Genomic DNA, 26847 nt, shown 5'->3' on the forward strand with positions numbered 1-26847 from the left:
ATGTTTGACTAACTCCTTTTTGAGATGGTTTCTTATTGTTTAGTATTTTAGCACAGTATCATAGGCCTGTCAAGAAAAAGTCGATATTTTCTGAAAATTTTTAATATGCTGGATTATTTTTGAGGATTTAAAACTATAAATACGAGAAAAAAGAAGTAAGGTAACTTTGCTTCTTCTATTTTTTCAGAAATCGCAACATATTCTAATTACACTTTATTCATCTCCTCGTATACTGAATACCTCGGAAAAGGAGAAAGGCTGTTAGAATCAGGGAAACAAGCCAGATGGTCTTCAGAAGGTAAAATTGAATCAGATAGGTAGAGATGATAGCTCCCACTACAAAGCTTGCTAATAGGGCTACAAAGAAAAGGCCTTCTTTCAAATCTTTTCCTTTCTTATTTCGAGCATAGTTACCAAAAGCTACCATGGTTTTCTTGATATTCCCCGTCATAAAGGAGTTGTTATAGACAATGCCATCCACCTCGCCAAAAGCCGTCGCAACCATGCCCATGCAGAAAGCCAGTGGTGGCACAATATAGAGGTGGGGGACATTTGCTGGCAAAAATCCAGCGATAACTGTCGTCAATATCAAAGGAAAAACACTGGACAGCCTGCGCCAAGAATGCTCAAAATAATGCTGAAAAACAGTCATCAAAAAAATCCCCAGCATAAAGGCCAGCATAGTCGCTAATTTAACTTCGATTCCTCTTGTCTCCTGATTGATGAGTTCAACCGAAAGGAAAACGACGTTTCCTGTCTGCCCTGCCACCAAGGTCCCTCCCCTCTCAATGAAGGTATAGGCGTCGATAAATCCTGCACAAAAGGTCAAGAGACAGGCAAAAAATTTTGAACGAGAGTGAAACTCTCTTTTTACAAATTGTTTCATAAACCACCTACAAAATAAGGGAGTGACCAGACTCCGAAAATCCTTGATTTCAGTCCGTCCACTTCCCCTTGCTAGATTACATTTCGAAAATCTTGCAGCTACTGCTTTTTACCAGATTTACAGCTATTTATTTCCTCAAACGACTGAGCTAGAAAGCAGCTTATCCTAGCCTTCTCTGGCTTCCTTAAGGATTTTTTCAATCTTGGTCGTAATCAGGTCAATAGCCACCTTATTAGAAGCTCCCTCTGGAATGATGACATCCGCATAGCGCTTGGTCGGCTCGATGAACTGATGGTACATAGGCTTAACGACACCCAAATACTGCTCAATAACACTATCCAAACTGCGTCCACGCTCTTCCATGTCTCGCTTAATCCGACGGATAATCCGAACATCATCATCAGTATCTACAAAGATCTTAATGTCCATCAAATCCCGCAGGCGCTGATCCTCTAAAACCAGAATCCCCTCAACGATAAACACATCCTGAGGCTCCTGACGATAGGTCTTTTTGCTGCGGGTATGCTCCGTATAGTCATAAGTCGGAATATCCACTGGCCGACCAGCCAAGAGCTCCTTGATTTGCTCAATCATCAGGTCCGTGTCAAAAGCAAAAGGATGGTCATAGTTGGTTTTCACCCGCTCCTCAAAAGTCAGATGCGTTTGATCCTTATAATAGGAGTCATGCTCAATCATGGCAATTTTTTCGTTTGGAAAATTAGCCAAAATTGCTCGAGAAACACTGGTCTTTCCGCCTCCGGAACCACCAGTCACACCAATAATAATAGGTCTATTTTGCATTATAAGCTCCATCTCTTGTTATCTTATCTATTTTACCGCAATTCATGTTATAATGAAAGAGCTAAAATAAAAAAAGTACATGCTTAAAAATAGAAAAAAGGAGGTTTTTATGTTCAAACTTGGAATCATCGGAACAGCTTCTATTTCTCATGAGTTCATCAAGGCCGCTCATTCAACAGGCGACTATCAGTTGGCAGCTGTCTACTCTCGGACTCTGGCTTCTGCCGAGCGCTTTGTGCAAAACTATGAAAATACAGCTCTTTTTACGGAAATGCTAGACTTTCTGTCGTCTGATATCGATGTCGTTTATATCGCCAGTCCCAACAGCCTGCATTTTAAGCATGCCAAAGTAGCCATTCTGGCTCGTAAACATGTCATTGTCGAAAAGCCTGCGGTTTCCCGTCCCAAAGAATGGCGGGAATTGGTCAAGCTGGCTGACGAGCATCAAGTCTATCTCTTTGAAGCTGCCCGCAACTATCATGAGCAGGCCTTTGATACGATTAGTGATTTCCTCAAGGACAAGACTGTCTTAGGAGCTAACTTTACCTACGCCAAGTATTCTTCTAAAATGCAGGCTCTTCTTGCGGGAGAGCAGCCCAATGTTTTCTCAGCCAAGTTTTCTGGCGGCGCTTTGATGGACTTGGGTGTCTATCCTGTCTATGCGGCTATCAGACTCTTCGGCCATCCGCGCTTCGCTCGCTACAGCGCCCAGCAGCTAGCTAATACGATTGATTTAAATGGATCCGGCTGTCTTATCTATCCAAATTTTCAAGTTCAGATTCAGGCCGGTAAAAATATAAACAGCAATCTGCCTGCGGAAATTTACACGGATCAAGGAACTCTGACTTTAGACGGAATTGAATTTATCAGCTCTGCTATTTTCCAAAGTCTGGACGGTCAAGAGGAGGTACTGCCTATCAAGCGTGCCTCCCATACCATGCTGGAGGAAGATCAGGCTTTCGCGCGAGTGCTCAAGGGCGAACAGGATGCGGCTTATGAGAAATGGTTGGATGCAGCAGCGGCTGTTCACGAAAGCTTATTTGCCATGCGCAAGGACGCTGGTATTAGATTTGAGGTTGATGATGATTAAGGAACAATTTCCCCCGAGCTGGCAAAATCAGCTGGCTCAGCTAGGGTTTGAAGATTTGACAGCTATTCAGGAGAAGATGTTTGAGCCTATTTCTGCAGGCGATACAGTGCTGGGAGTCAGTCCGACTGGTACTGGTAAAACTCTGGCCTATCTCTTTCCCAGTTTGCTCAAACTGACACCTAGAAAAGCCCAACAGCTCTTGATTTTAGCTCCTAATACTGAGTTGGCTGGACAAATTTTTGAGGTCTGCAAGACTTGGGCGGAGCCTTTAGGGCTGATAGCTCAACTCTTGCTCTCCGGATCCAGCCAGAAGCGACAGATTGAGCGCCTTAAGAAAGGTCCGGAGATTATCATCGGAACGCCTGGGCGGATTTTTGAGTTGGCCAAGCTCAAGAAAATCAAGATGATGAATATCGAAACCATCATTTTAGATGAATTTGACCAGCTGCTCAGCGATTCTCAGTATCACTTTGTAGATAAAATCACCCACTATGCGCCTCGTGACCACCAGCTGGTATATATGAGCGCCACTGCTAAGTTCGACCACGATAAAATTGCTGAAAATACTCTAGAAATCAGCATTGACGACCAAGTTTTGGATAACATCCAGCATTTTTACATGCATGTCGAAAAACGTGATAAGGTAGAGTTGCTGCGTAAGCTATCCAATGTAGAAGATTTCCGTGGACTGGTCTTTTTCAACGCTCTGTCAGACCTAGGCAGCGCCGAGGAAAAACTCCAGTATCGTGAAGCCAACGCGGTTTCTCTAGCCAGCGATGTCAATGTTAAGTTCCGCAAGGTTATTCTGGATAAGTTCAAAGAACATCGGATCACTCTCCTGCTAGCCACTGACTTGGTTGCTCGCGGCATAGATATTGACTCGCTAGAATGTGTCGTCAACTATGAGCTTCCGCGCGATTTAGAAACCTATACCCACCGCTCTGGCCGAACCGGCCGCATGGGCAAGGAAGGCTATGTCATTACCTTTATCAGCCATCCAGAAGAGCTGAAAACATTGAAAAAATACGCTTCTGTTCGTGAAATTGTACTAAAAAATCAAGAACTTTATGTAACGAATTAAACTAAAAAAAGCTTTGGAAATCTAGTTTCCAAAGCTTTTTGCTTCTACTCATTGCCAACAACGATTTCAAACATCTAACCCCAAGACCGTCTTAGTCTCTGCCGTAATAAATACGATGGGGCTCTAGCTGACCTTCCAGCAGCTCATCGACCGTTACCAAAGTATAGCCGTTACTCTTCAGATATTCGAGGACACTTGGCAGAGCGTCAATACTGGTCTGGTGAATATCATGCATGAGGATAATTGAACCTGGCTGGGTTTTAGCAATCTCTTGCATAATAGCTTTAGTATTGCGTGTCTTCCAGTCTAGACTGTCCACATTCCACATGATAAAGGACTGGTCAACCGAATTTTGGATTGTAGCATTAATAGCTCCATAAGGAGGCCGCGTAATCGTTGGCTTGATGCCTATGACATTGTTAATAGCGGTCTGGGTATCAAGGATTTCTTTTTGGGCTGACTCCAGAGGTAGTTTGGTTAAGACTGGATGGTCCCATGTATGAATACCAATCTGATGATCTTCATTGTGCACGCGCTTGACAATCGCTTCATTACCAGCAATGTTTTGCCCAACCATAAAGAAGGTCGCCTTGGCACCATATTTCTTGAGAATATCCAGGGCCTGCGGTGTTGTCTTAGGATCTGGACCGTCATCAAAGGTCAGAGCAACCATTTTCACATGCTTCTTAGCTTCAAAACTCTGATAAGCTGCCAAGTCATCGCCGGTCAGATAGTCCGCATTGATCTGGTCATAAAAACTGGATAAAGGAACGTCAATGCTGGTTAAGCCTTGCACTTCCTTACTCAGCTTAATAGAAAAATGGCTGTATTCATAACGGAAGGACCACTGACCCAACTCCGTTCCATTGAGGGTATTGAGAATTTCCGTCTGCACCGACTCATCGGCCTGTCTAAAGGTCAGCTGGCTGGATATCTCGTTGATGAAGATTTCCTTAGCTGCATCTGGATCCTGAAAGAGCTTATCCAGAGTGAAACGGCTGCCATCTGCACCGAGATAGCTGTCAGCAACTTCCCGCTCTTCTCCTTTACTGATTTTCATCTCTTTGACATGATAGTCCTTGCGATGCACCAGTACTTCTTTAACATCCTTCAGGCTCGTTTCTTTTTCCTCGGCATAGTAGAAGGTCAATTCCTCAATCTTATCGCCCTTCTTCTGATTGTCCTTAATCGTCTGGCTATCAGCGTCCATCTGCTCCTTGACACTTGCCATAACCTGACCATCCAGCAGAGGATAAAAGGCCTCTACGTAGTGACTGCCAATCATCTTGCTCTGCTTTTCAGTTTTTTCAGCGTGGAAGGTCTCTTCTTGAGAAATCAGCACACTAACCTTCTCTTGCAGTTCCTTTTCTTGGAAAATAGCGTAAATTTTTACAGCACCCAGAATTAAAGCAGCAATAAAAGCTAAACCTAGCAAGCTGAGAACAATGAGTGTTTTCTTACCGTGTTTCTTGTTATTTTGTCTTTTCATACACCTGTCCTAAATGAATAAAAATCATCATTTATCTTGCAAAATTTAACTACAGTTAGATGTTAAAGACTCTTCTCACGAATGACTTCCACCTTGTAGCCATCAGGATCTTTTACAAAATAATAATTAGGAGGGTTGCCAGGAAGACCCTTTGGATCTGTCACTTCATAGCCTTTGGCCTTGTGCTCAGCGTGCAGACCTTCCAAGTCTGGCGTGCTAAGTGCCACGTGAGCAAAACCGTCTCCAATCACATAAGGACCATGGTCATAGTTATAGGTCAGCTCCAGCTCATAATCATCGCCTTCCAAACCTAGATAAACGATAGTAAACTGATAATCTGGAAAATCCTTGCGACGAAGCTCCTTAAAGCCAAAAGCCTCTGCATAAAAAGCAATAGACGCTTCCAAATTCTCCACACGCAAACAAGTATGTAACATTTTTGATGCCATAATTTCACCTCATTCTTTCTTGTCTATTATTATACCCTATTTTGGGCAAAACTTATATTAAATTTTTAAAAAAGTAAGTAAAAGCAGATAAAAAGCAAACCAATAAGGCTTGCTAAGAATTGTTGTTCAAAAAATTTGTCAATGAAAATCACTCTTCGGCTATTTAACAGAACGCTTTTTCGTTTCTTTCAATAGCAGTTTAACTTCAAAGACCGTACCTTTTGGTTTGTTGTCCTTGACATAAATAGTGCCCTTGAAAGCATCGACAATCTGCTTGGCCAGAGAAAGCCCCAGACCAAAGCCACCTTTCTGACGGGTCCGAGCCTTGTCCACCCGATAAAAGCGATCAAAAATCTTCTTCTTATCTTCGTTGCTGATACCAGGTCCATTATCTGCTACCCGAAAGATGAGGTAACGATCGGTTGAAGCAGCCATAACACTGATTTCGCCGTCATCATCTGTGTACTTGATAGCATTGTCAAATAGGATGGTCATCAGTTGCTTGAGGAAAATTTGATCTGTCACAATAGGGTTCTTGATCATATTTTCTGAATGAAAAGCTTTTTTATTTTCCCTTGCGATAATGCAGTAATTAGCAAAGGTCGTATCAAAAAATTCCGGTTCGACTTCACCATATTGAGGCTTGATGCCATCATCACGACGGGCCAGGTTGAGCAGATTGGTCGTCAGCAAGCGCATATTCCGTACTTCATCCAAGCTAGAAGCGATATTTTCACTGCTCTGCATAATTGTAGCTTCAGGCTTACGAAAGAGCGTCTCTAAGCGGCTCTGCAAAACAGCCAAGGGTGTCCGCAGCTCATGGCTGGCATTTTCCACGAAAGCCTTCTGCTTCTGGATACTTTCCAGCAGGGGCTTAACACTCATCCGAGCCAGATAAATACTGGCAATCAGGGAAATCCCCCAAAAGCTGACCATGACCATGGCAATCAGTTGCTCATGCTTGCCACTGGTTTGCTCCAACTGGCTGATACTAGTCATGACCACAGCGTACTTGATATCAGGATATTCATTATTAGGGTCGATATCAAAGAGATAAGCCCGATAGCTTTCCGTCTGGCCAAAGCTGTTGCCAATCACAATTTCCTTAATCTGATTCAGATAGGACTTGTTAAAGTCCAGCGAGTTGAAATCCAGAAAGCCATCGCTCTTGCTGGTGGAAATATTTTTATAATTATCATCCAAAAGCAGGGCGAAAGTGTTAGAACTAACATTTGGCGTCGTCAGATTGTCAGGCTTAGGCTCTTCGTTTGGATCACCATCTGACTCTTTACTGCTTTTAGGACTTTTAGTGTTGACCTTATTGCTCGGATCAGACTGCTGACCTGTCGTCCGATAGGCCAAATCTGCTACCGAACTAGGATCATTACTCAGGTTTTTCAGATTTTCATCAACTGACGTATAAAGGCTGGAGCGCATAACCTGAATAATAATCAAGGTCATGGCTGAGAAGATTAATGTAAACAACCCAAAATAGCGAATGAAATAAGAGAAATCATCCGCATAAAAGGTCTTCTTGATTTTATTCAGCATCTTTTAAAATGTAGCCGACACTACGAAGAGTATGTAGGTTTTTCGCAAATGCCGTTCCTTTCAGTTTTTTACGAATCTTTGAAACGTACACTTCGACAACGGAAACAGTGGTATCACTGTCAAAGCCCCACAGACGGTCAAAAATTTGAGTCTTAGGCAAGATTACATTTTGATTTTGCAGGAAATAAACCAAGAGGTCGAACTCTTTACCAAGCAACTCTACATCTTTACCCGCCTTCGTGGTTGAATTTGTAGATAGGTTGACAGTTACATCACCGTAAGAAAGAGTATTCTCATTGAATTTACCAGCGCGTTTCAAGAGCGCTTGGATCCGCATTTTCAGTTCTTCCAAATAGAAAGGTTTGGTCAGATAGTCATCAGCGCCGAGCTCAAAGCCATGTCCTTTGTCATCCAAGCTTTCCTTAGCTGTCATGATGAGAACAGGGGTTGTGACTCCTTTTGCCCGAAGATCTTTCAGCACTTGAAAACCATCCTTTTCAGGAAGCATGAGATCCAGCAAGATAAGGTCATAAACACCGCTCTCTGCTTCATATAGACCTTCTTCACCATCAAAAACCTGCATTACATCTGCAAAATCATCCAAAAAATCAAAAACTGAGTTTGACAGTCCAAGGTCATCTTCTACCAATAGAATTTTAATCATCTTTCTTTCCTCCAATAAAACTTACCAAGATTATGTCTTTTGGTTTTTGTTTTATTTGCTATTCTTATTATATCATGACTTGGGTTCAAAATCAGTAAGTTTTTTCCTACGACTGCGACGTTTTATTTTCTTTTGTCGACTTATTATTGTTCTTGTCCGATTGTTCACTTGTGTTCGTTGAAGACTTTTTCTTGTTTTTCTTCCCGTTGTCATTTTGTTGAGCAGAAGAATCCTTGCTCTTATCCTTGCCAGACTGCTGACCGTCTTGAGACGGCATTCCTTGGTTTTGACCGTTCTGTCCTGAACCACCATCCTGCGGCGGCATGCTACTACCCGGTCCGCCGTTTTGACCATTCTGACCTGGTTGCGGAGGCATGCTATTTCCTGCATCCTGACCATTTTGTACCTGCTCCGGTGCTCCAGGCACAGTAGCTGGCTGTTGAATAGCTGATTGCTGACTGTTTGTACCGTGAATAGCTGTCGCAAGACCATAACCGCCCAGAAGTCCGACTGCTAGAGCACTACCCGTTGCAACCGTCAGCCACCACTTGGTACTTTTTTCTACAACAATCATTTTTTCCATATCCATTTAATCTATTACCTTCTTTCTTTTTTAATTTTTCTGACTCATTCTATCAAGCAAGAAGCTAATGCAGCTTACAAGTCATCCAATGCACATCCTTTCACAAGAATAGCATTATCATATATTTTTTTACTTAAACAGGACTGAATTTTTTCTTAAAAAAGGCTGAAAGATAGGGAAAATGGAGCATGAAAAGGAATTTTTCCAATTCTCTTTCTAAACTGGATGATATCAACCATTTCCTCAAAAAATCCTCAGTAAAAAAGACTGGGACAAAATTGTCTCAGTCTTGATTTATCATGTTCAAAAGCTCTGGATGCAGGAGCTACTTATCTTTTTACGACTCTTTATTAGAAGAACGGAAGCCAGCTGAAGCTAGCAAGACCGCAAAGCCAAGATAAGTGAGAAGAGAGCTCGTATTGCTTCCAGTTTTAGGCAGTTGTCCTTGAGAAGCTCTATCTTTGGTTTGGTAGCTGACAGATAGCTGCATCTTACTTGGTTGTTTACTTGCAGATCTTCGATACTGCCAAGTTCGGTTTGAAAGAGGCTCAAATTTCTGCGCTGTTTGGACAGTAATTTCTGCAGGAGGTGTTGAAACACTAACCTGATTGGATGCAATCCGGTATTGATTATTAATCAGCAAGCTGAAATGATTGGTATAGGTTCTGCCTGGATACAAGAGTCGACCGACTGCTGCTGGAGCTAGAGTCTCAGTCGCAGTATTTAAGTCAGCATTGTAGCGCTCAAGCAGACCTGGTGCAGCAACAAAAGTCAAGACTCTGGTGCTCGGGTCATAAGAAACTTCATAACCAGGACTTTTCGCTCTAGTCGCTTCTAGATCCAATTCAAAACCTTCCGGCAGGCGATCTTCCAATACGAAAGAATGAATTGGCAGGCGATAAGCAGGCAAAGCATCCGTTACCAGATTAAGGACAGCAAAACTTCCCTGGCTAACCTCTTGTTGATGAATATTCTTCTTGGACTCATCCTCCAACTCTTCTCTGACTTTTAACTGGATAAAAAGCTGGTTATAGTGATAAGTTTGAGTCGGCGCTTGCGGACGGCTTGGCAAAGCTTGATAGCTAGGTTCAGCCGGCTTTTGAGGAAGCTCTTTATAGTTCGGCTTGTCAGGCTCAGCAATCAAAGGCAAGTCACCTTCTCTGATAGGTGACTGGGGTTCAGGCTGAAGAACTGGTTCTTGAGGAAGCTGTGGTTCCTGCAGATAGCTTGGCTCCTGAGGCAGCTCCTCTAAAGCAATTTCTTCTTCATAAACAGGCGGTTTCGGAGCCTCACCCGTGCTTACTTCAGGATCTTTTTGAGGTTTCTCTGGTTCCTTCAAATAAGATGGGAGCTGTGGTTCCTGTGGCAGCGCTTCTTCAACCGGAGCTTGCGGAAGACTCAGCAAGGACTGCTCCTTCTCATAGGTCGGCTCTTCAATTGCATCCAGCTCTTTCAATAAAGAAGGGGCGCTAGGTTCTTCAGGCACCTCTTGATAAACAGGCTTTTGAGGTTGTAGAGGCTCAGCCAGATAAGTTAGCTCTTTCGGCAGACTTTCCAAATCTCTTTCCGGTAGGGCTACTGGCTCCTCAGGCCGATTTGGAAGGGGAAGAGGCTGAGTTTCTGTCGGCTGGCTAGGAAGTTCTTGATAGACTGGCTGAGCTGGCTCTTTTGGCAAATGTTGATAGACTGGCTGACTCGGAAGAGGATGCAAGGCCTTGACTTCCTCATAAGCCGGTTCCTGAGGTTGAGCAACTTCTGTCGGAGCGACAGGCTTTATTGGAACACCTTTGGCTTTAATATCAGAGTTAAATACAAACCAAGCAGAACCCCGATTTCGTGAACCAATATCAAAGGAAATGACATCGCCCTGTGCCTTACCGACGATAGCGCCATACCAGTTATAGGGACTGTTCGGCGAGTCCCACTTGTTATACTCAAAGCGAGAGCCTTCCTTCTCATGGTTAATAGAAATATCGGCATGAACACTGGTATCTGGGTGAATGTTAATAGCAGAGCCTGTGATAGGAACATATTCACCATTAAAATTCTTGATGTACTCAATCGCAGCTTTGTTCGTATTTAAAGATGAGAAGCTGACTAGCGAGCCTGTCATATCAAGCTTTTCTCCTGCCTCATCGAAAAACTCCGCTTGGACATTGACTCGAGATTGGCCATGAAAATCCAAGGTCCACACAGTCAAGGTCGGATCCTTAACCAAGAAAACTGGAAGCTTATCCTGACTCTTAGAAGATTCTTTGAGAGTATAGGTGTAAACAACTTTGGCGATTTTCTTGCCCTGAATACTGGAATTTTTGATATTGGTATAAGTAGCTACCAGAGGCACATCTTTTTGCAAAACGACTTTAGTCTGATGTTCTTTCCCTTTTAAAACACTGGTCAAAGCAGTTATTCCTGTCTTATCCATTCCCCAAGAACGAACCTCATCAGTCAGCTCATCATTGGTATAGGTTCTAATAGAGGGATCTAGCGTCAAGACGGCCTGGGGCTCAGATTTGAAAACAAAAGGCTGGCTTTCAACTTTGCTGAGATAGCCTTCTTCATTTTTCTTAGCCTCCGCTTCCTGCAACTCTCTCTCAAAAGTTACAAGAGCTGCATCATACTTAGTTTTGGCAGTATCATAGGCAGCTTTTGCCTTCTTATATTCTTCCAACAGCTTATCATAGTCAGCTTTCAAGCGGGCATTTTTTTCCTTAATGCTTACATTTTCCTGCTCAATCACTGCGTTCTGCGCTGAAATAGCCGCAAGGTTTGCCTCATAATCTTCTTTTATTCTTTGATTTTCTGCTTCAATCCTTGCAAGATCTGCTTTATAGGTCGCTAAGTCAGCCTGATAAGCAGCTAGTTTATTCTTGTTTTCCGTCTCAATCCGAGCAGTCGCCTCCTGATAGGCAAGTAAGACTTTCTCATATGCTTCTCGACTTTTCTCATTGCTTTCGGTGATTCGAGCCACATCCTGCTCATATTGGGTTAATTGATTTTTATAAAGCTCTTGTTTTTCCTGATTTTGCTGACGAATCTGTGCGTTTTCAGCTTCAATAGCAGCATTACGGGCTGTTACTCCTGCTTTTTCTGACTCATAGGCAGTTTGCCGCTTCTTATTTTCAGCTTGAATACGCTCAAGTTCAGCTTGATAGGAAGTCAAAGCTGCTTGATAATCTCTTTCTTTGGCATCATTAGCAGCTTGGATTTCAGAGCGATTCTTTTGATAAGCAGCTAATTTATTCTCATAGTCTTTCTCGGCAGCTTGATTTTTTTGTCGAATCTCAGCCAATCGTTCTTGATAAGCAGCTAAATCAGCCTGATACTGCTCCTTTAAGGCTGCATTTTTCTTCTGAACAGCTAGATTTTGGGTCTCAATCTCTTTGTTCTGCTCTTGGATTTTAGCCAAGGCTGTCTCATAAGATTGTTGAGCTGCTTGATTGTCTCTTTGAATGCGTTCTACTTCCTGTTGGTAAGCCGTCAATTCTGACTGATACTGCTGCTCTAGCTCAGCATTTTCTTTCTGAACCCGAGCCAATTCTTTCTCATAGTCAGTCAAGGCAGCTTGATAAACAGCTTCTTTTTCTGCCTTAACCTGAGTCAGTCTGGATACTTCAGCTTCATACTGCTTGACTGCTTCCTGATAGGCCTTTTCAGCTGCCTGATTTCGTTCTGCAATGGCTGCATTTTCAGCTTGGGCAGCTTTGTTGTGAGCTGAGACCTGAGCAAGCTTTTCATCATAGCGACGCTTTACTTGAGCATTCTTCTCCTGAATAGCTTTCAGCTCTGTAGCATAGCTCTCCATAGAAGTTTGGTAGTCTGCTTTCGCTTGAGCATTTTCTTGTAAAATTCGTGAACGCTCCTCTTGATAGGCTGCTAAAGCTGCTTGATAGGAGGCTTCTTTCTCTTGATTGATTTTTACTATACGGTTTAATTCTGCTTGATAAGCCGTCCGTTTCTGCTCATAGTCCGCCTCTAGCTGAGCATTTTCAGCTTGAATACGGCTGGACTCTTGTTCATAAGAAGCCAGAGCCTTGTCATATTGGTCTTTCAAGGCTTGATTGGCAGACTCTTTCTGACTGAGTTCTTTCTCATAAGTCTTTAGTTGCTCTTGATAAGCTGCTGTGGTTTCACGTATTTCCTTGACTTGGGTCGCATAATCTGCTAGCGCTGTCTCCCGTTTACTCGCAGCTTCTTCTGGATTTCTAGCTGTTCCTAAATCAACAGTCGATTCCTGCTTTAGCTGGATACCTGCTTTCTCAGCATCTGCCACAGCTTGGTCCAGGTCCGCAAGGGAAACCTCCAAGGGAAGCTTGTCTTGACTTACTGGCTCCGACTGAACAGGGGCAGCAGTCGGCTGGGGTGCTTCGGTTGGTGAAAGTGCAGCTTCAGAAAGGGAAGACTGATCTGCTGCTTCAGCTGCCTTTTCCTCAGCCTGAACCGACCCAGCAGCTAGCAACAAAGCTGCACCCAAAACAGCTCCGCACAAGCCCTTAGAAAGGCGGCTCTTGCGGAAGCCATAGACTATTTTCTTTTCCATAATAAACTCCATTTCTCCTTTAAACAGTTGCCTGTTTATTGTCCATATTGTTCCATTTTATCAGAGCAAAAGCAAATAAGCAATGTTTAAATACTAAAAATAATAAAGAAAAAGCCTGAGATAGGCTAATATCCCAGACTTTCTAGTCATTTTAATCAAATCTATCAGATTGCAGCTCGAATTGCTTTTTCCACTGCTTCTTTCTCACGCTTCACCAATTCAACACGCGCAGCGATTTCTTTGATTCCCATGCTGATGTTTCGGCTAATCGCCATATCGTCCAACTGTGGTTCAAAGAAGGCTTTGTATTCTGCTAATCTCTTCTCTGTCTTGAAGACCACTGCTGGGCTAATGACAAAGCTATCAAAGCTCATATCGCCACCTAGCGCTGCCTTAATCCAGTCCCAATTCTCACGCGCCCAAGTCCACACTGCTTCTTGAGTAAAATCACGGTTGAGGAAACGGGCATACCAAGCTGACAAATCCTGCGGTTTCACAGTAAATTTATCCTTCCAAGTCGCTAAAAGTTCATCCAAGGTTTCCTTGTTCTTCGTATAAGAAAGGGCTGTAGAAAGGGCATTTTTGAAGCTTCCATCATTTGAAGCGACATAGAGGTCCAGATAAAGCTTAGTCAGTTCCTTGCTTTCATGATGCTTGATTTGGTTGACCAATACCTGCAGACGAATAGCAGCAGGAAGCTTTTCCAAATTATCACGATACTTGTCAAAAATCTGGCTAGCTTGAGCTTTAGCTGTCTCATCGTCAGCCTTAATCATATTACCCACAATCAGCTGACGAACCATCTCATCCTCATCACTTTCGCCTGCCTGTTTTTCAAAACCAAGACGGTCGAAATTACTTTGACTGAGAACTTTCAACAGGGCTTTGTAATCTTCTTCTGTCTGACTGCCTTCATCCACAAAACGATTTAAGCCTTCCAGCACTTGGGAAACAGCTGAAACCACCATATAAGAAGTTTCGTTTGCCAGCTTGCTGATAACTGGCAACAGGTCCGCATAGGAAATCTTACCCGACTCTGCCAGAAGTCTGCGCTCCTGCACAATTTGCAGTTTACTGATATTGTCCAAAGAGCTGAGATTATTCAGAAGAGCATCCAGCAACTCACCCTGATAATCTGTAATATAGTGGGCTGTGTTTTCTGTATTGAGACGCAGGGCTCCTTCATTTTGCGCTGCCAAGGCTGCATAATTAGGAATTTCCAGTCTTTCTGTCGTCAGAGTATCAGGAAGTCCTTGCCAGTTGCTGTTAAGCGGAACTGGCCAGAGACGGCCCTTGTCCTCGTGCTCCCCAATGAAGAACTGCTTCTGCGTCAAAATCAAGCAGTCATTTTCGACCTTAGCAGTGACGACTGGGTAACCCGGCTGCTCCAGCCAAGCATCCATAAAGGCAGCTACATCACGGCCAGAAGCTTGAGAAAGAGCGTCCCAGAGGTCACGACCGATAGTATTACCATACTGATGCTTCTCAAAGTAGGCACCTAGCCCCTTACAGAAAGCATCATCTCCCAGCCAACGACGCAGCATGTGCATGAGACGGCTACCCTTGGCATAGACGATTGCCCCATCAAAAAGAGTATTGATTTCATCTGGGTGTTTGACCTCTACATGGACTGACTGGACGCCATCTGTCGCGTCACGCTTGAGGGCATAAGGAGCTCCGCTGGTCTGGAAATCTTCAAAAATCTTCCAGCTAGGCTCAATTGCATCAACTGAAACATACTCCATCATATTGGCAAAGCTTTCATTGAGCCAGAGGTCATCCCACCACTTCATGGTCACTAGATTTCCGAACCATTGGTGGGCTAGTTCGTGTGCAACAACCAAGGCAACTGTCTGGCGGGTCAGGGCTGTTGAATTTTCATCTACCAGTAGATAAATTTCCCGATAGGTTACCAAGCCCCAATTTTCCATAGCCCCAGCAGAAAAGTCTGGCAGGGCCACATGAAGTGACTGAGGAATAGGATACTTGACTCCGTAGTATTCTTCGTAAAATTCAATACAGCGAACCGCAATGTCCAAAGCAAACTCAAGATTGCTGGCTGGGTGGGCCTTGGTCGCATAAACTCCTACCAAAGTTCCATTCTTGGTTTTAGCAGTAATTCCTTGCATATCACCTGCAGCAAAAGCCAAGAGATAGGAAGACATACGTGGAGTCGTTTCAAACTTCCAAACGCCAGTCGCTTTGCGGTTTTCAACATCAATTTCCGGCATATTAGACAGGGCCAACTCACCCTCTGCTTGGTCAAATTTCAAAGCTAAATCAAAAGTTGCCTTAGCCTCTGGCTCATCCACACTCGGAAAGGCTTCGCGGGCAAAGTGACTCTCAAACTGCGTAGAGATAATCTCTTTTTTCACACCATCTACCGTGTAGTAAGATGGGTAAATTCCCGTCATATTGTCCGTAATCTTACCAGTATAAGTTATTGTCACCACTACAGACCCAGCTGCTTCCAGCTCGATATAAAGAGCTTCATTGTCCTTATCAAGAGTAAAAGGACGTGCTTGACCAGCCACCTCTACAGATTCAACTGTCAAATCTTTTTGATGTAAGGAAACCTTACTCGTCTTAGCTTCCCCAGTAATGGTCACCTTGCCTGAAAAAGTCTTGTCGGCACGATTCAAATCCAAAAAAAGATCATAGTGCTCAGGAACAAAAGTTTCAATAAAATGTTTAACTGCTTGCATAAGCTTCTCCTCATCTAGCGAACAACATGGCAAGATTACTCCGACACCCTTGTCCGCTTATAATCTGTTATTATTGTATCATATTTAAAGGATTTCAGTGCAGAATAAATGCAAACAAAAAGACAGGGGAATAACCTGTCTTCATTTATCATTACAACTCAATAATTTTACCTGTTTCAAAGTAAACAACCCATTCACAAATATTCTTGGCATAGTCACCGATTCGTTCCAAGTAAGAGATAACTTGGAAATAGTCACGGCCCGTCACAATCAGCTCTGGATTTTGTTTGATTTCCTCTGTAGCAAGATCTCGAATATCATCAAAGTATTGGTTGATTTTCTCATCTAGTGCTGCTACGGCATAAGCTTGGTCTACATTTCCATTGAGGTAGACGTTCAGGGTTTCTTCGACGAAATTCTTAACATCGCGCCCCATCTTGCTGATGGCATCTTCTACAGACTCGATGCGGACTTCTCCCTTCATCCGAACAGTCGCTTTGGCGATCGATACGGCGTGGTCACCCATCCGTTCCAAGTCACTGCTGGCCTTCAGCACGGTGATAACGGTCCGCAAATCCTGAGACACAGGCTGCTGCAGGGCGATAATTTCTAGAGATTTCTTCTCCAGTTTCACCTCGTATTCATTGACTTCAGCATCGTCTTCAATGACCTGACGAGCCAGTTCACGGTCATGTGTAACAAAGGCACGAACCGTTCGGTTAATCTGCGATAGGACTTCGTTTCCCATCGCGTAGAATTGATTATGAAGTTTTTCTAAATCTTCTTCAAATTGTACTCTAAGCATAAGATTCCTTTCTGTTATCCGAATTTACCAGTAATGTAATCTTCGGTCTCTTTATGGGCTGGATTGAGGAACATCTTCTTGGTTTCATTAAATTCAATCAAGTCTCCACCAAGGAAGAAGCCGGTCTTTTCAGAAATCCGAGACGCCTGCTGCATGGAGCGAGTGACCAAAAGCATGGTATATTTGTCTTTCAGGCTGTAGAGGGTTTCCTCGATTTTCCCAGCTGAGATTGGGTCCAAGGCGGAAGTCGGCTCGTCCAAGAGAATGATCTTAGGACTAGTAGCTAGCACGCGAGCCACACAAACCCGTTGCTGCTGGCCACCGGAAAGACCGATAGCGGAATCATGCAGACGGTCCTTGACCTCATCCCAGATAGAAGCTCCAATCAGGGAGCGCTCTACTGCTTCGTCCAAAACAGCCTTGTCCTTGACACCATTAATCCGAAGTCCATAGACCACATTTTCATAGATAGTCATAGGAAAGGGATTAGGCTGCTGGAAGACCATTCCGATTTCCTTGCGAAGCTCTACCGTATCTGTCCTCGGACCATAGATATTGTGACTGTTATAAATGACCGTTCCTGTAGTCGTTACTTCTGGATTCAGGTCGCCCATTCGGTTGATGGCCTTGAGCAAGGTTGACTTACCTGAGCCTGACGGGCCAATCAAAGCCGTAATCTCATTTGGCATGAAATCAAGTGAAACGCTATTAAGGGCTTTCTTTTTATTATAATAAACCGACAAGTCCTTGACTTGCAAAATAGGTTCTGTCATACGTTTTTCCTTCATTTTATTTTACATTCAACCAAAGACTAATCTTGTTGAACCGTGATGAATACGGACAGTTGCTTAACCAAAGTGGCCTGAAACATAGTCATTAGTGGACTGAAGCTTAGCATTTTGGAAAATATTAGCCGTCTTATCGTACTCAATCAAGTCGCCCAGATAGAAGAATCCAGTGTAGTCACTAGCACGGGCAGCCTGCTGCATATTGTGGGTCACAATGATAATGGTATAGTTGTTCTTAAGTTCGAACATGGTTTCTTCCAGCTGCATGGTCGCAATCGGATCCAAGGCTGACGCTGGCTCATCCATGAGCAGAATGTTTGGCTTGACCGAGATAGCACGGGCAATGCAGAGCCGCTGCTGCTGACCGCCAGAGAGAGTCAGGGCTGACTTGTGCAAGTCATCTTTGACTTGGTCCCAAAGTGCTGCTTGTTTGAGCGATGTCTCTACAATCTCATCCAGAACCTTTCTATCTCTGACACCAGCACGTTCATGAGCAAAGGTAATATTTCGATAGATAGACTTGGCAAAAGGATTTGGTCGTTGGAAAACCATGCCGATATGCTTGCGCATTTCATAAACATTGATTTCAGGGCGGTTGACATCAATCCCCTCATAGAGGATCTCTCCAGTCACATTGGCAATATCAATGGTATCGTTCATGCGGTTGAGGCTGCGAAGATAGGTTGATTTACCTGATCCAGAGGGGCCAATCAAAGCAGTGATTTTATTTTTTTCAAACTGCATATCAATACCCTTGATGGATTCCTTTTTACCATAGTAAACATGCAAATCCTTGGTTGACAGGGCTACCTTTTCTTCAGGAAAAGTAATGATATGTTTTTCATTCCAATTGTATTCTGTCATTTCTTCTCCTTTAAGCAGAGGTTAGTTTCTTATGCAGATAGCTGCCCAGTTTGCGGGCTCCTAGATTGAAAATCAAAATGAAGATCAAAAGAACCGCTGCTGAACCAGCAGAAACAGCCGTTCCATCAGGAATTGTACCCTCACTGTTGACCTTCCAGATATGGACAGCCAAGGTCTCAGCCTGACGGAAGATAGAGATAGGGCTGGTAACACTGAAAATATTCCAGTTGGACCAGTCTAGAGCCGGAGCTGACTGGCCTGCTGTATAAATCAAGGCCGCTGCTTCACCAAAGATACGACCAGAAGCCAATACAATCCCCGTCACGATACTAGGCAAAGCTTCCGGGATGACCACATGCAGGACCGTTTCCCATCGGGAAATTCCCAAGGCCAAACCAGCTTCACGCTGGGTATGATGGACATGGCGCAGACTGTCTTCGACGTTCCGCGTCATCTGAGGCAAATTAAAGACTGTCAGAGCCAAGGCACCAGAAATAATTGAGAAGCCATACTCAAACTGCACAACAAAAATCAAATAACCAAATAGTCCGACTACCACGGACGGCAGTGAGGATAGAATTTCAATACAGGTACGGACAAAGTTAGTTACTGGTCCTTTCTTAGCATACTCTGACAAATAAACCCCAGCCCCCATCGAAAGAGGCACAGAGATAATCAGAGTAATTACCAGCAGGAAGAAGGAATTGTATAGCTGAATCCCAATACCACCGCCAGCTTGGTAAGAAGAGGATTTCCCTGTCAAGAAAGACCAGGAAACATGCGGCAGGCCTCTAACTAAGATATAGAGGATAAGAGAGGCAAGTATGGCAACAATGATACTCGCTATTGTGTAGAGAACACCAGTCGCCAATTTATCTAATTTCTTAGCGTGCATAGTTTTTCTTACCTCTTTCTTTTGTAATTAGTTTAATCACACTGTTAAAGGCTAAGCTCATCATCAAGAGCACCAGAGCCAGAGACCAGAGAACATTATTATCCACTGTTCCCATAACGGTATTTCCAATTCCCATAGTCAAGACAGAGGTCAGTGTAGCTGCTGGTGTTGTCAAAGAGGTTGGAATCACCGCAGAGTTCCCAACAACCATCTGGATAGCTAGGGCTTCACCGAAGGCGCGCGCCATCCCAAAGACCACAGCTGTAAAAATACCTGAGCGAGCAGCCTTGAGTGTTACCCGCCAAATAGTCTGCCAGCGCGTAGCTCCCATAGCCAGACTAGCTTCACGGTAGTGGCGTGGTACAGCCCGCAGACTGTCTGTCGTCATAAAGGTTACTGTCGGCAAAATCATGACAAAGAGCACAAAAATACCAGACAAAATCCCAAAACCAGTACCGCCAAAAACTGTACGAACAAAAGGAACCACGATTTGCAGACCGATAAATCCATAAACAACAGACGGAATCCCAACTAAAAGTTCAATCGCCGGTTGCAGTATCTTTGCTCCTTTCGGAGACACCTCTGTCATAAAGACAGCTGCACCAATCGCAAAGGGAGTTGCTATCAGAGCTGATAAAATGGTAACGATAAAAGAGCCTAAAATCATTGGCAGGGCACCGAATTCCTTACCGGAAGGATTCCAGATGCCACCAAAAAGAAAATCAAAAACATTAACGCCGTTGACAAAGAAAGTAGATAGACCTTTCTGAGCAACGAAGATTAGAATCATAGCCACAATCACCACAATCAGTGACAGACAAGCAAAAGTCAGATAGCGGCCAAACTTCTCTAAGCGAGAATTTTTAGAAGGCGATAACAACTTTTTGGTTAATTCCTCATTTTTCATTTTGAATCTCCTTCTATTGCTGTGACATTCCCATCAGCGTCCTTGCTGACTTTCATATCGTTGATTGAAATATAGCCCATGCTGGTTACAACGCCTTTTTGAACATCGTCTGATAGCATATAGTCCAGAAACTCAGCAGCCAGACCAGTCGGCTTGCCTAGTGTATACATATGCTCATAGGACCAGAGCGACCAGTTATTTGTAGCAACATTTTCTGCTGTTGGCTCGTAGTTATTAAGTTTCAAGGTTTTAACAGACTCATCAACATAGGCAAAGGCTAGGTAAGAAATCGCACCAGGAGTTTGCGAAACGATATTTTTAACCATACCGTTGGAATCCTGCTCCTGACTCTGCACAGCTGATTTCCCATCCATGATGACACTGTCAAAGGTTGCTCGGGATCCAGAGCTAGCCGCACGATTGATAATCGAAATCTCTAAGTCCTTACCGCCCAGTTCTTTCCAGTTGGTGATTTCACCAGTGAAAATTTTCTGCAGCTGCTCGGACGTCAGATTATCCACGTTCACTTCTTTATTAACAATCACAGCAATACCGGCCACAGCGACCTTATGATCCACCAAGTCAGACGCTTTGATCCCTTCCTTCTCTTCAGCAAAAACATCAGAATTCCCGATTTCAACAGCTCCTGATTGCACTTGAGACAGACCTGTACCAGATCCACCACCTTGAACATTGACTGTTTTACCGATGTTGTTGGAGCCAAAGTCATCAGATGCCGCTTCAACTAAGGGCTGCAGAGCAGTTGACCCTACTGCTGTCATGGATTCACCACGGTCAATCCAAGATGAGCAAGCTGATAAGGTGAGTCCTAAGCCCAGAGCTGTCAGCGCTAAAGCAAATTTTTTCAATTTGTTCAAAAGATTTCTCCTTTAATAAAATCAAGAGGATGGGAAGTATCTTTAGTATTTCTTACTTAGCAGAAAGAAGCTTTTTTTCAATACATTCACATCTTCAACTATATCATATAATACCAGCTTTTCCTAATATTTTATCTAAATCTCAGGCCTTTTGGAAAATAATTTTTCAGGGTTTTTCCAGTGACTTTTGCAAAGCCCAGACCGTTCCCGCCAAGGACCAGCTGGTACCAGCCGTTCGGCTGCGTTTCTGCCAGTTCAATCGTCTCGCCTTCAGCATATTTCTTGAAGTCCTGATTATTGATTTCAACTCGATTCAGAACCTCGCTGGGCTTCATAGCCAAGCCTAGGGCAAAGCTAGGCTCAAAGCGATTTTTCTTAAATGTTCCTAGATGCAAACCGTTACGAGCAATCTTTAGTTTGGATAGGTCTGGCAGTCCAGCTGGCAACAAATAAAGATTGTCCCCAAAGGTCTGCAGCTCTCCAATCAAGACTGTTTTTAAATGCTTGCTCTCAAAGTCCTGCCATAGCTTTCTTTGCTCGCTCGTCAAACGATTCTTACCTGATTTAATCTTCTTACTGCTATTCTCACCAGTAAAACGAAAGTGAGCTGCAAACTGACCTTCACCTTTGAAGCGATGCGGATACATCCGAACTGTCTCAGGAAAGCCAATTCCTTCAGTCATCCCGTTTATCTTAGAAATATCAATCAGTTCAAGTGGAAATTCTTCCAGTAACCAAGCAACGATGTCTTCATTTTCTTCAGGAGCCCACGTACAGGTCGAATAAACCAGACGACCGTCCTTGGCAAGCATGCTCATAGCAGCTGTCAAAATTTCTCGCTGGAGCTGGGCGCATTGGGCTGGATAATCCGGAGTCCAATACTGGGTAGCATCCGGCTGCTTACGAAACATGCCCTCGCCCGAACAAGGGGCATCTAAAACAATCAGATCAAAATAACCTTCAAAGACCTGAACCAAACGCTCAGCAGATTCATTGGTAACAAGCACATTTCTAGCACCAAAGCGCTCAATGTTCTCCACTAAGATTTTAGAGCGTTTGCTGTTAATTTCATTGGAGACCAGCAGGCCTGTATTATCCAGAAATGACAAGAGATGGGTTGATTTGCCACCTGGAGCCGCCGCCAAATCTAGGACCTTCATACCCTTAGATGGTTCTGCTATCTGAGCCACCATCTGAGCTGCTGGCTCCTGCGAATAAACCAGACCAGTCACATGCTCAGCAGACTTGCCAGACACCTTGCCATAAAAGCCCCAGTCTGTCTGAGGAATGGCATCTGAGAAATTCTGCTGGCCTTCTTTTAAAGGATTAGTACGAAAGGCTGAAATCGGCTCCTCATCAAAGGTCGAAAAAAATTCTGCTGCTTCTGCGCCTAAAATCTGATCATATTTTTCTTTAAAACCTTTAGGAAAGTCCATCTACTGCTTCCCCTTTTCTAAATAAGGCTTCAGAGCCGATAGTTTGCACTTAGGCGCCATCATGACAGGCTGCCTAGTCTGGAAATTTAGCTGACTGCCATCCAAGGTCTGAACGATAAAGCCTAGCTTCTCCGCCATAATCGAAGCCGCCGCATAATCCCAAGGCCAGTTGTAGGAGAAATAAGCCAAGAGGCCACCAGACAGCACCTTGCTGAAGCTAATCCCAGCACTGCCATAAACCCGAACCCCTAAACACTCCCGAGCCAAGTCTGCCAAGCCCCAATCATTGGCTTGCAGCATACCGGCATTAGAAGCCATGAGAAAATCTTGAAAAGGCCGGTCCTCAAAAGCAGGAAGTTTCCGGTCGTTACAATAGACATCAAAGTCCCCGCCACCATGATAGAGCTGGTCTCTGGTCACGTCATAAATCAAGCCAAAACGGCCAACACCCTTTTCAAAATAGGCAATCATAACAGCAAAATCAGCCTTCTGAGTGATAAAGTTGGTGGTTCCGTCAATCGGATCAATCACCCAGACATTGCCATCAGCAATATTATGTCGGAGTCCATTTTCCTCCGCTAAAATAGCATCCTGCGGATAGCGGGCTAGAATCTTAGCCACCAAATCATCCTGAACCTTCCGGTCCATCTGGGTGACCAAGTCAGTGGCACTGGTCTTTTGACTCACATCCAAATCATCATAGAGATGTTCCTTCAAAAAAGCACCAGCTTGGTAGATGATTTCTTTAGCAAAATGAAATTTATTTTCCAAGAGAAATGCTTCCTTTACCTTTACTTTTTGCCTCTTGAACAGCACGATAAAGCGAATAACCGCTGACGTTTTCAAACTCTCGGCCGATTCGCTTCTCTTGGCCCTTGCTAGGAACAACTTGCTTGAAAGCCGCATAGGACTTCAAGAGCTTTTCCGCTTGGACTTTCTGTTCATAAGCTGCTTCTACATCATTAAAAAAAGAGAGCACCGAAGCAAGCTCTTCAGTGCTCCACGATAAATCTAGTGGGTAACTATAATTTTTGTTCATCTTTACTGAATATCTGCCCGCATGGTTGCGGATCTTAACTCTTCCTTACGATAACTACGAGGCAGGAAAGCACGAATTTCATCCTCGTTAAAGCCGATTTGCATCCGTTTGCCATCTAAAATAATTGGGCGACGCAAAAGACTGGGATTTTCCTCAATCAACTGAATCAAGGTTGAAATGGACAAATCCTCCACATCTAAATCTAATTTCTGAAAAATTTTTGAGCGAGTTGAAATAATGTCGTCTGTACCGTTCTCTGTCAGAGAAAGAATGTGTTGCAATTCGGGAGCTGACAGAGGGCTCGTCATGATATTATGTTCCTGAAAGGGCACTTCATGATTTAGCAGCCAAGCACGCGCCTTTCGGCAAGAAGTACAACTCGGCGATAAAAATAATGTAATCATGCGTTTCTCTTCTAATTCTGTATAATAACTACCTCTATTATACTAAATTTTATTTGGCTTGACTATATTTTTTTGAAAATTACTGCCGAATGTCATGAAAATATAAATTTTTCAACTATTTCGATAACCAGTCCAACTTCTAGCGATCCGTTCATCACTCTGCAGCTGAGCAATCAAGCTGTCAATACCATCAAACTTAACCATCTCGCGAATCTTATCGAGCCAGAAAATCCGAATGGTATCGCCGTAGATATCCTGAGAAAAATCAAAGATATTGACCTCAAAACGAAGCTCATCCCCGTCAAAAGTTACATTTTTCCCAACACTAGCCATACCGCGATAGCGCTGACCATTGTGCTCAACATCCGCGACATAAACACCATCTCCTGGAAGCAGGACTCGATCCAAAGGAGCTAGATTGGCTGTTGGATAACCAATCGTCCGTCCTCTGGCATTGCCATGAACCACAATGCCACGAGTAGACAAAGGGTAGCCAAGCAGCTCTTGTGTTTTCAGCATATCTCCGACAGCAATCGTCTCCCGAATCCGAGTGGAAGAAATCTTCCGATTATCCAAATTAACCGAGGGAACGATAACAATCTTGCCATTAAAATAATCTCTCAGCTCATGTGACTCTTTGCGGTCTGAGCCAAAATGATAGTCAAAGCCAGCTAGCACGGCTTTGGCACGCAGACGAGACACGTACTTCTCAAAAAAGTCCCGAGCTGTATTGCCCGCAAAATGGCTAGTAAAATCAATCAGGTAAAGATAGTCAACACCCAGACTTTCCAGCTGCGCCATCCGGTCTTCAGGACTAGCTAGATGCAGCATGAGCTCAGGCTGATAGCGGACAAAGGCTAGCTTAGGCGACTCTGGGAAGGTCATCACTGCAATCTTTAGACCTTGCTCTGCAGCAATCTCTCGCGCTTTCTCAAAGAGTGCTTGATGGCCCTTATGCAGCCCATCGAAATAGCCTAGAACAAGGACTGTATCTTCTGTCTGATCAATCCCTTTTTCATCTATAATTCTCTTGGTTATCATCATTCCTCTATTTTACTACGCATTTGCTATTTTTACAATATCCGTTCCGCGCGAAACTGCAAAATATTCAAAAAGATTTTACTGCTCTAGTCAGGGCGTTTGTCAAAATCTAAAAAAAGCAAAACAAAAGGACAGCAGTTGTGCAATTGCTGTCCTTTTGTGAGGTTTAATGAAATTATTATAACATGCAAGCGCACATTTCATATTACAAAAGAGTAACAATCTTTTGACAATTCTACTGCGGATATTAAAGGAAGACCTTGCGAGGCTTATAAACTGCTTCCCGATTTTCCAAAATGGCTACTAACTTCTCCTTATAAAAGCCAGCCAACTCCGCTTCTTCTGACACCAAGCTGATAAAACGACCGTTTCTCACGTCCTCGACCTGCTCGTCAGAAAGCTCAACCGTCACTAAATCTCCGATTCCCAATTCGAGTGGTTGGAGAAAGGAGAAATCTTCCACTTCTACTCGCTCCGCTATTTCATCCAAGGTCAAGGCATCATCTAAGCTCATACCTGCTGAGGAAGTCCGTGTCAGCTGGGACATGTGACTGGCAAAGCCAAGCTTGGCTCCCAAATCAACAGACAGAGTTCGGACATAGGTCCCCTTGCTACATTTGACCCGAAAGCGGAAATGAGCCTGCTCATCTTCGTAAGAAACTGGACTGGTGCGCTCGAAACTATAGATGGTCACCTGCCGCTCTGGCCGCTCCACTTCTTGACCCGCTCTTGCATACTCATAAAGCTTGCGTCCATTTACCTTGACTGCAGAGTACATGGGCGGAATCTGGCGAATCTCACCAGTCATGGACTCCATCACTTCGTCGATAAGGGCTTCTTCTAAAAGCTCTGTCACTGGTGTCCGATCAAGGATGTCTCCGCTGGCATCTTCTGTTGTTGTTGAGCAGCCTAGCGTAATTTCCCCCTCGTAGACCTTGCCTTCCTCCTGCATAAACTCGACCAAGCGCGTCGCCTTGCCCACAGCAATGGGAAGCACCCCGACCACATCTGGATCCAAGGTGCCCCCATGACCAATTTTCTTGGTTTTTAAAATCTTGCGCAGCTTAAATACCGCATCATGCGAAGTCATACCCGCTTCTTTTCTTAGGTTGATAATTCCGTTCATTGGTTAACTTTCTAAAAATATTAAAACTCGCTTTTGGAAGCCCTTATACTGTTCATAAAGTGCATGGCCACAGTCTGGCAAAATAGTTATCTGGCTATCTTTGATATGTTGATGTAATTCGAGCGAAGCTTCTACACCTAGAACATCATCTTCTTCTGCTCTAATGATTAGCGTAGGGCAGTTAATCTTTCCCAAAACTGCCAGACTATCATGTCTTAAGTAAGATATGGCCTGAATAGCAATCCGCTGTTTATCTTTAATGCGACCAAAGATTCCCATGATTCGATAAAGGTATTTAAACTTTCCAAAGGATTTTGGCGTATAAGAGTGACTTGCAATATCCAACATCAGTTCCTTATAGGCTCCAGTCTGACTCAACTCAATCCAGCGAGTAATTCGCTCCTTACCAAGATTATTCAGTTTCGCAGTAGTAACTGTCAAAATCAATTTTTCAACTCTTTCTGGGAAATCTGCTGCCAACCATTGGGCAAGCATACCACCTTGGGAAATTCCTAGGACAGCTACCGTTTTCAGACCTAAAACATCCATAGCTTCAGCTATATCAGTCGCCATATCTCGTGTTGTATAATTTTCTGGCAACTCATTGATTCTGCTAAAAACATACACTTGGTAAGCTGTTGCGAAGCTCCTATAAGATAGGGCAAGCATTTTCGCCATTCCCTTAACAGTCGCCAAACCATCCCCTAGACCTGGAATAATGAGCAGAGGTTTCTTCCCTTTTCCAAAGGTCACATAATCCATGCTCTTATTGTTAAAATATAAGGTTTTCCCTTTTGCTGTAGACATTACTTCGTTTCCACTACT

At 43.7% G+C, this 26847-nt stretch carries 24 protein-coding genes; 2 read left to right on the forward strand and 22 right to left on the reverse strand.

Annotated features, from left to right (window positions below):
• Window positions 1-217 precede the first annotated feature (217 nt).
• Both O3621_RS05780 and udk read right to left on the reverse strand, forming a co-directional pair.
• Complete coding sequence (locus O3621_RS05780; protein WP_371513912.1) at window positions 218-886, reverse strand: YoaK family protein; 669 nt, start codon at window positions 884-886, stop codon at window positions 218-220.
• A 165-nt stretch (window positions 887-1051) separates the two neighbouring features.
• Entirely contained in the window at window positions 1052-1687 is a 636-nt protein-coding gene (gene udk, locus O3621_RS05785) for a uridine kinase (RefSeq protein WP_009660533.1), read from the reverse strand.
• 79 nt (window positions 1688-1766) lie between these two features.
• Here udk and O3621_RS05790 point away from each other — a divergent pair, with 79 nt between their 5' ends.
• Together O3621_RS05790 and O3621_RS05795 are read left to right on the forward strand one after the other, a co-directional pair.
• Window positions 1767-2777 carry a Gfo/Idh/MocA family oxidoreductase gene (locus tag O3621_RS05790; RefSeq protein WP_314449489.1) on the forward strand — a complete coding sequence of 337 codons (1011 nt, stop codon included), beginning with the start codon at window positions 1767-1769 and terminating at the stop codon, window positions 2775-2777.
• Window positions 2767-3858 (forward strand): DEAD/DEAH box helicase, encoded by a 1092-nt coding sequence (locus O3621_RS05795; protein WP_314449487.1) that lies wholly within the window; start codon window positions 2767-2769, stop codon window positions 3856-3858. The genes O3621_RS05790 and O3621_RS05795 overlap by 11 nt, the downstream gene beginning before the upstream one ends.
• A 91-nt stretch (window positions 3859-3949) precedes the next feature.
• On the opposite strand, the gene O3621_RS05800 is transcribed toward O3621_RS05795, so the two are convergent.
• The 20 genes from O3621_RS05800 to O3621_RS05895 form a co-directional block, all read right to left on the reverse strand.
• Window positions 3950-5347, reverse strand: a complete 1398-nt coding sequence (locus O3621_RS05800; RefSeq protein ID WP_314449486.1) for a polysaccharide deacetylase family protein — start codon at window positions 5345-5347, stop codon at window positions 3950-3952.
• A 62-nt stretch (window positions 5348-5409) separates the two neighbouring features.
• On the reverse strand, window positions 5410-5796 hold the full coding sequence (locus O3621_RS05805; protein ID WP_002895748.1) for a VOC family protein: 387 nt from the start codon (window positions 5794-5796) through the stop codon (window positions 5410-5412).
• Window positions 5797-5955: 159 nt separating this feature from the next.
• Window positions 5956-7347, reverse strand: a complete 1392-nt coding sequence (locus O3621_RS05810; protein WP_314449482.1) for a HAMP domain-containing sensor histidine kinase — start codon at window positions 7345-7347, stop codon at window positions 5956-5958.
• Window positions 7337-8011, reverse strand: a complete 675-nt coding sequence (locus O3621_RS05815) for a response regulator transcription factor (RefSeq protein ID WP_002897753.1) — start codon at window positions 8009-8011, stop codon at window positions 7337-7339. Before O3621_RS05815 ends, O3621_RS05810 begins: the two co-directional genes overlap by 11 nt.
• Window positions 8012-8117: 106 nt before the next feature.
• Window positions 8118-8600, reverse strand: coding sequence for a hypothetical protein (locus O3621_RS05820; RefSeq protein WP_314449477.1), 483 nt, complete (start codon window positions 8598-8600; stop codon window positions 8118-8120).
• A 331-nt stretch (window positions 8601-8931) separates the two neighbouring features.
• A complete protein-coding gene (locus tag O3621_RS05825; protein ID WP_314449473.1) occupies window positions 8932-13146 on the reverse strand; it encodes a GbpC/Spa domain-containing protein in 4215 nt (1404 codons plus the stop codon).
• 152 nt (window positions 13147-13298) lie between these two features.
• Window positions 13299-15839, reverse strand: coding sequence for a M1 family metallopeptidase (locus O3621_RS05830; protein WP_371513918.1), 2541 nt, complete (start codon window positions 15837-15839; stop codon window positions 13299-13301).
• Between the two features lie 151 nt (window positions 15840-15990).
• On the reverse strand, window positions 15991-16644 hold the full coding sequence (gene phoU, locus O3621_RS05835; protein WP_002897761.1) for a phosphate signaling complex protein PhoU: 654 nt from the start codon (window positions 16642-16644) through the stop codon (window positions 15991-15993).
• Window positions 16645-16658: 14 nt separating this feature from the next.
• Entirely contained in the window at window positions 16659-17417 is a 759-nt protein-coding gene (gene pstB, locus O3621_RS05840) for a phosphate ABC transporter ATP-binding protein PstB (RefSeq protein WP_009660526.1), read from the reverse strand.
• A gap of 75 nt (window positions 17418-17492) precedes the next feature.
• Entirely contained in the window at window positions 17493-18296 is an 804-nt protein-coding gene (gene pstB, locus O3621_RS05845) for a phosphate ABC transporter ATP-binding protein PstB (protein ID WP_002895769.1), read from the reverse strand.
• Window positions 18297-18306: 10 nt separating this feature from the next.
• Entirely contained in the window at window positions 18307-19191 is an 885-nt protein-coding gene (gene pstA / locus O3621_RS05850) for a phosphate ABC transporter permease PstA (protein WP_002895770.1), read from the reverse strand.
• Window positions 19181-20098, reverse strand: a complete 918-nt coding sequence (gene pstC / locus O3621_RS05855) for a phosphate ABC transporter permease subunit PstC (protein WP_125435734.1) — start codon at window positions 20096-20098, stop codon at window positions 19181-19183. Before pstC ends, pstA begins: the two co-directional genes overlap by 11 nt.
• Window positions 20095-20976: a phosphate ABC transporter substrate-binding protein PstS family protein gene (locus O3621_RS05860; protein ID WP_371513921.1), complete on the reverse strand. Its 882-nt coding sequence runs from the start codon at window positions 20974-20976 to the stop codon at window positions 20095-20097. Before O3621_RS05860 ends, pstC begins: the two co-directional genes overlap by 4 nt.
• Before the next feature lie 131 nt (window positions 20977-21107).
• A complete protein-coding gene (locus O3621_RS05865; RefSeq protein ID WP_268688917.1) occupies window positions 21108-22412 on the reverse strand; it encodes an RsmF rRNA methyltransferase first C-terminal domain-containing protein in 1305 nt (434 codons plus the stop codon).
• A complete protein-coding gene (locus tag O3621_RS05870; protein WP_314449459.1) occupies window positions 22413-23183 on the reverse strand; it encodes an inositol monophosphatase family protein in 771 nt (256 codons plus the stop codon).
• A complete protein-coding gene (locus tag O3621_RS05875) occupies window positions 23173-23451 on the reverse strand; it encodes a UPF0223 family protein (protein ID WP_002897770.1) in 279 nt (92 codons plus the stop codon). The genes O3621_RS05870 and O3621_RS05875 overlap by 11 nt, the downstream gene beginning before the upstream one ends.
• A gap of 2 nt (window positions 23452-23453) precedes the next feature.
• Entirely contained in the window at window positions 23454-23855 is a 402-nt protein-coding gene (locus tag O3621_RS05880; RefSeq protein WP_002906786.1) for a Spx/MgsR family RNA polymerase-binding regulatory protein, read from the reverse strand.
• Between the two features lie 111 nt (window positions 23856-23966).
• Entirely contained in the window at window positions 23967-24896 is a 930-nt protein-coding gene (locus tag O3621_RS05885; protein ID WP_371513923.1) for a bifunctional riboflavin kinase/FAD synthetase, read from the reverse strand.
• A gap of 247 nt (window positions 24897-25143) precedes the next feature.
• Complete coding sequence (truB, locus tag O3621_RS05890) at window positions 25144-26022, reverse strand: tRNA pseudouridine(55) synthase TruB (protein WP_314449452.1); 879 nt, start codon at window positions 26020-26022, stop codon at window positions 25144-25146.
• A 3-nt stretch (window positions 26023-26025) separates the two neighbouring features.
• Entirely contained in the window at window positions 26026-26829 is an 804-nt protein-coding gene (locus tag O3621_RS05895) for an alpha/beta hydrolase (protein ID WP_314449449.1), read from the reverse strand.
• Window positions 26830-26847: the final 18 nt, after the last annotated feature.

The organism is Streptococcus sp. 20925_1_22 (genome assembly GCF_041431685.1).
Lineage (GTDB): Bacteria > Bacillota > Bacilli > Lactobacillales > Streptococcaceae > Streptococcus.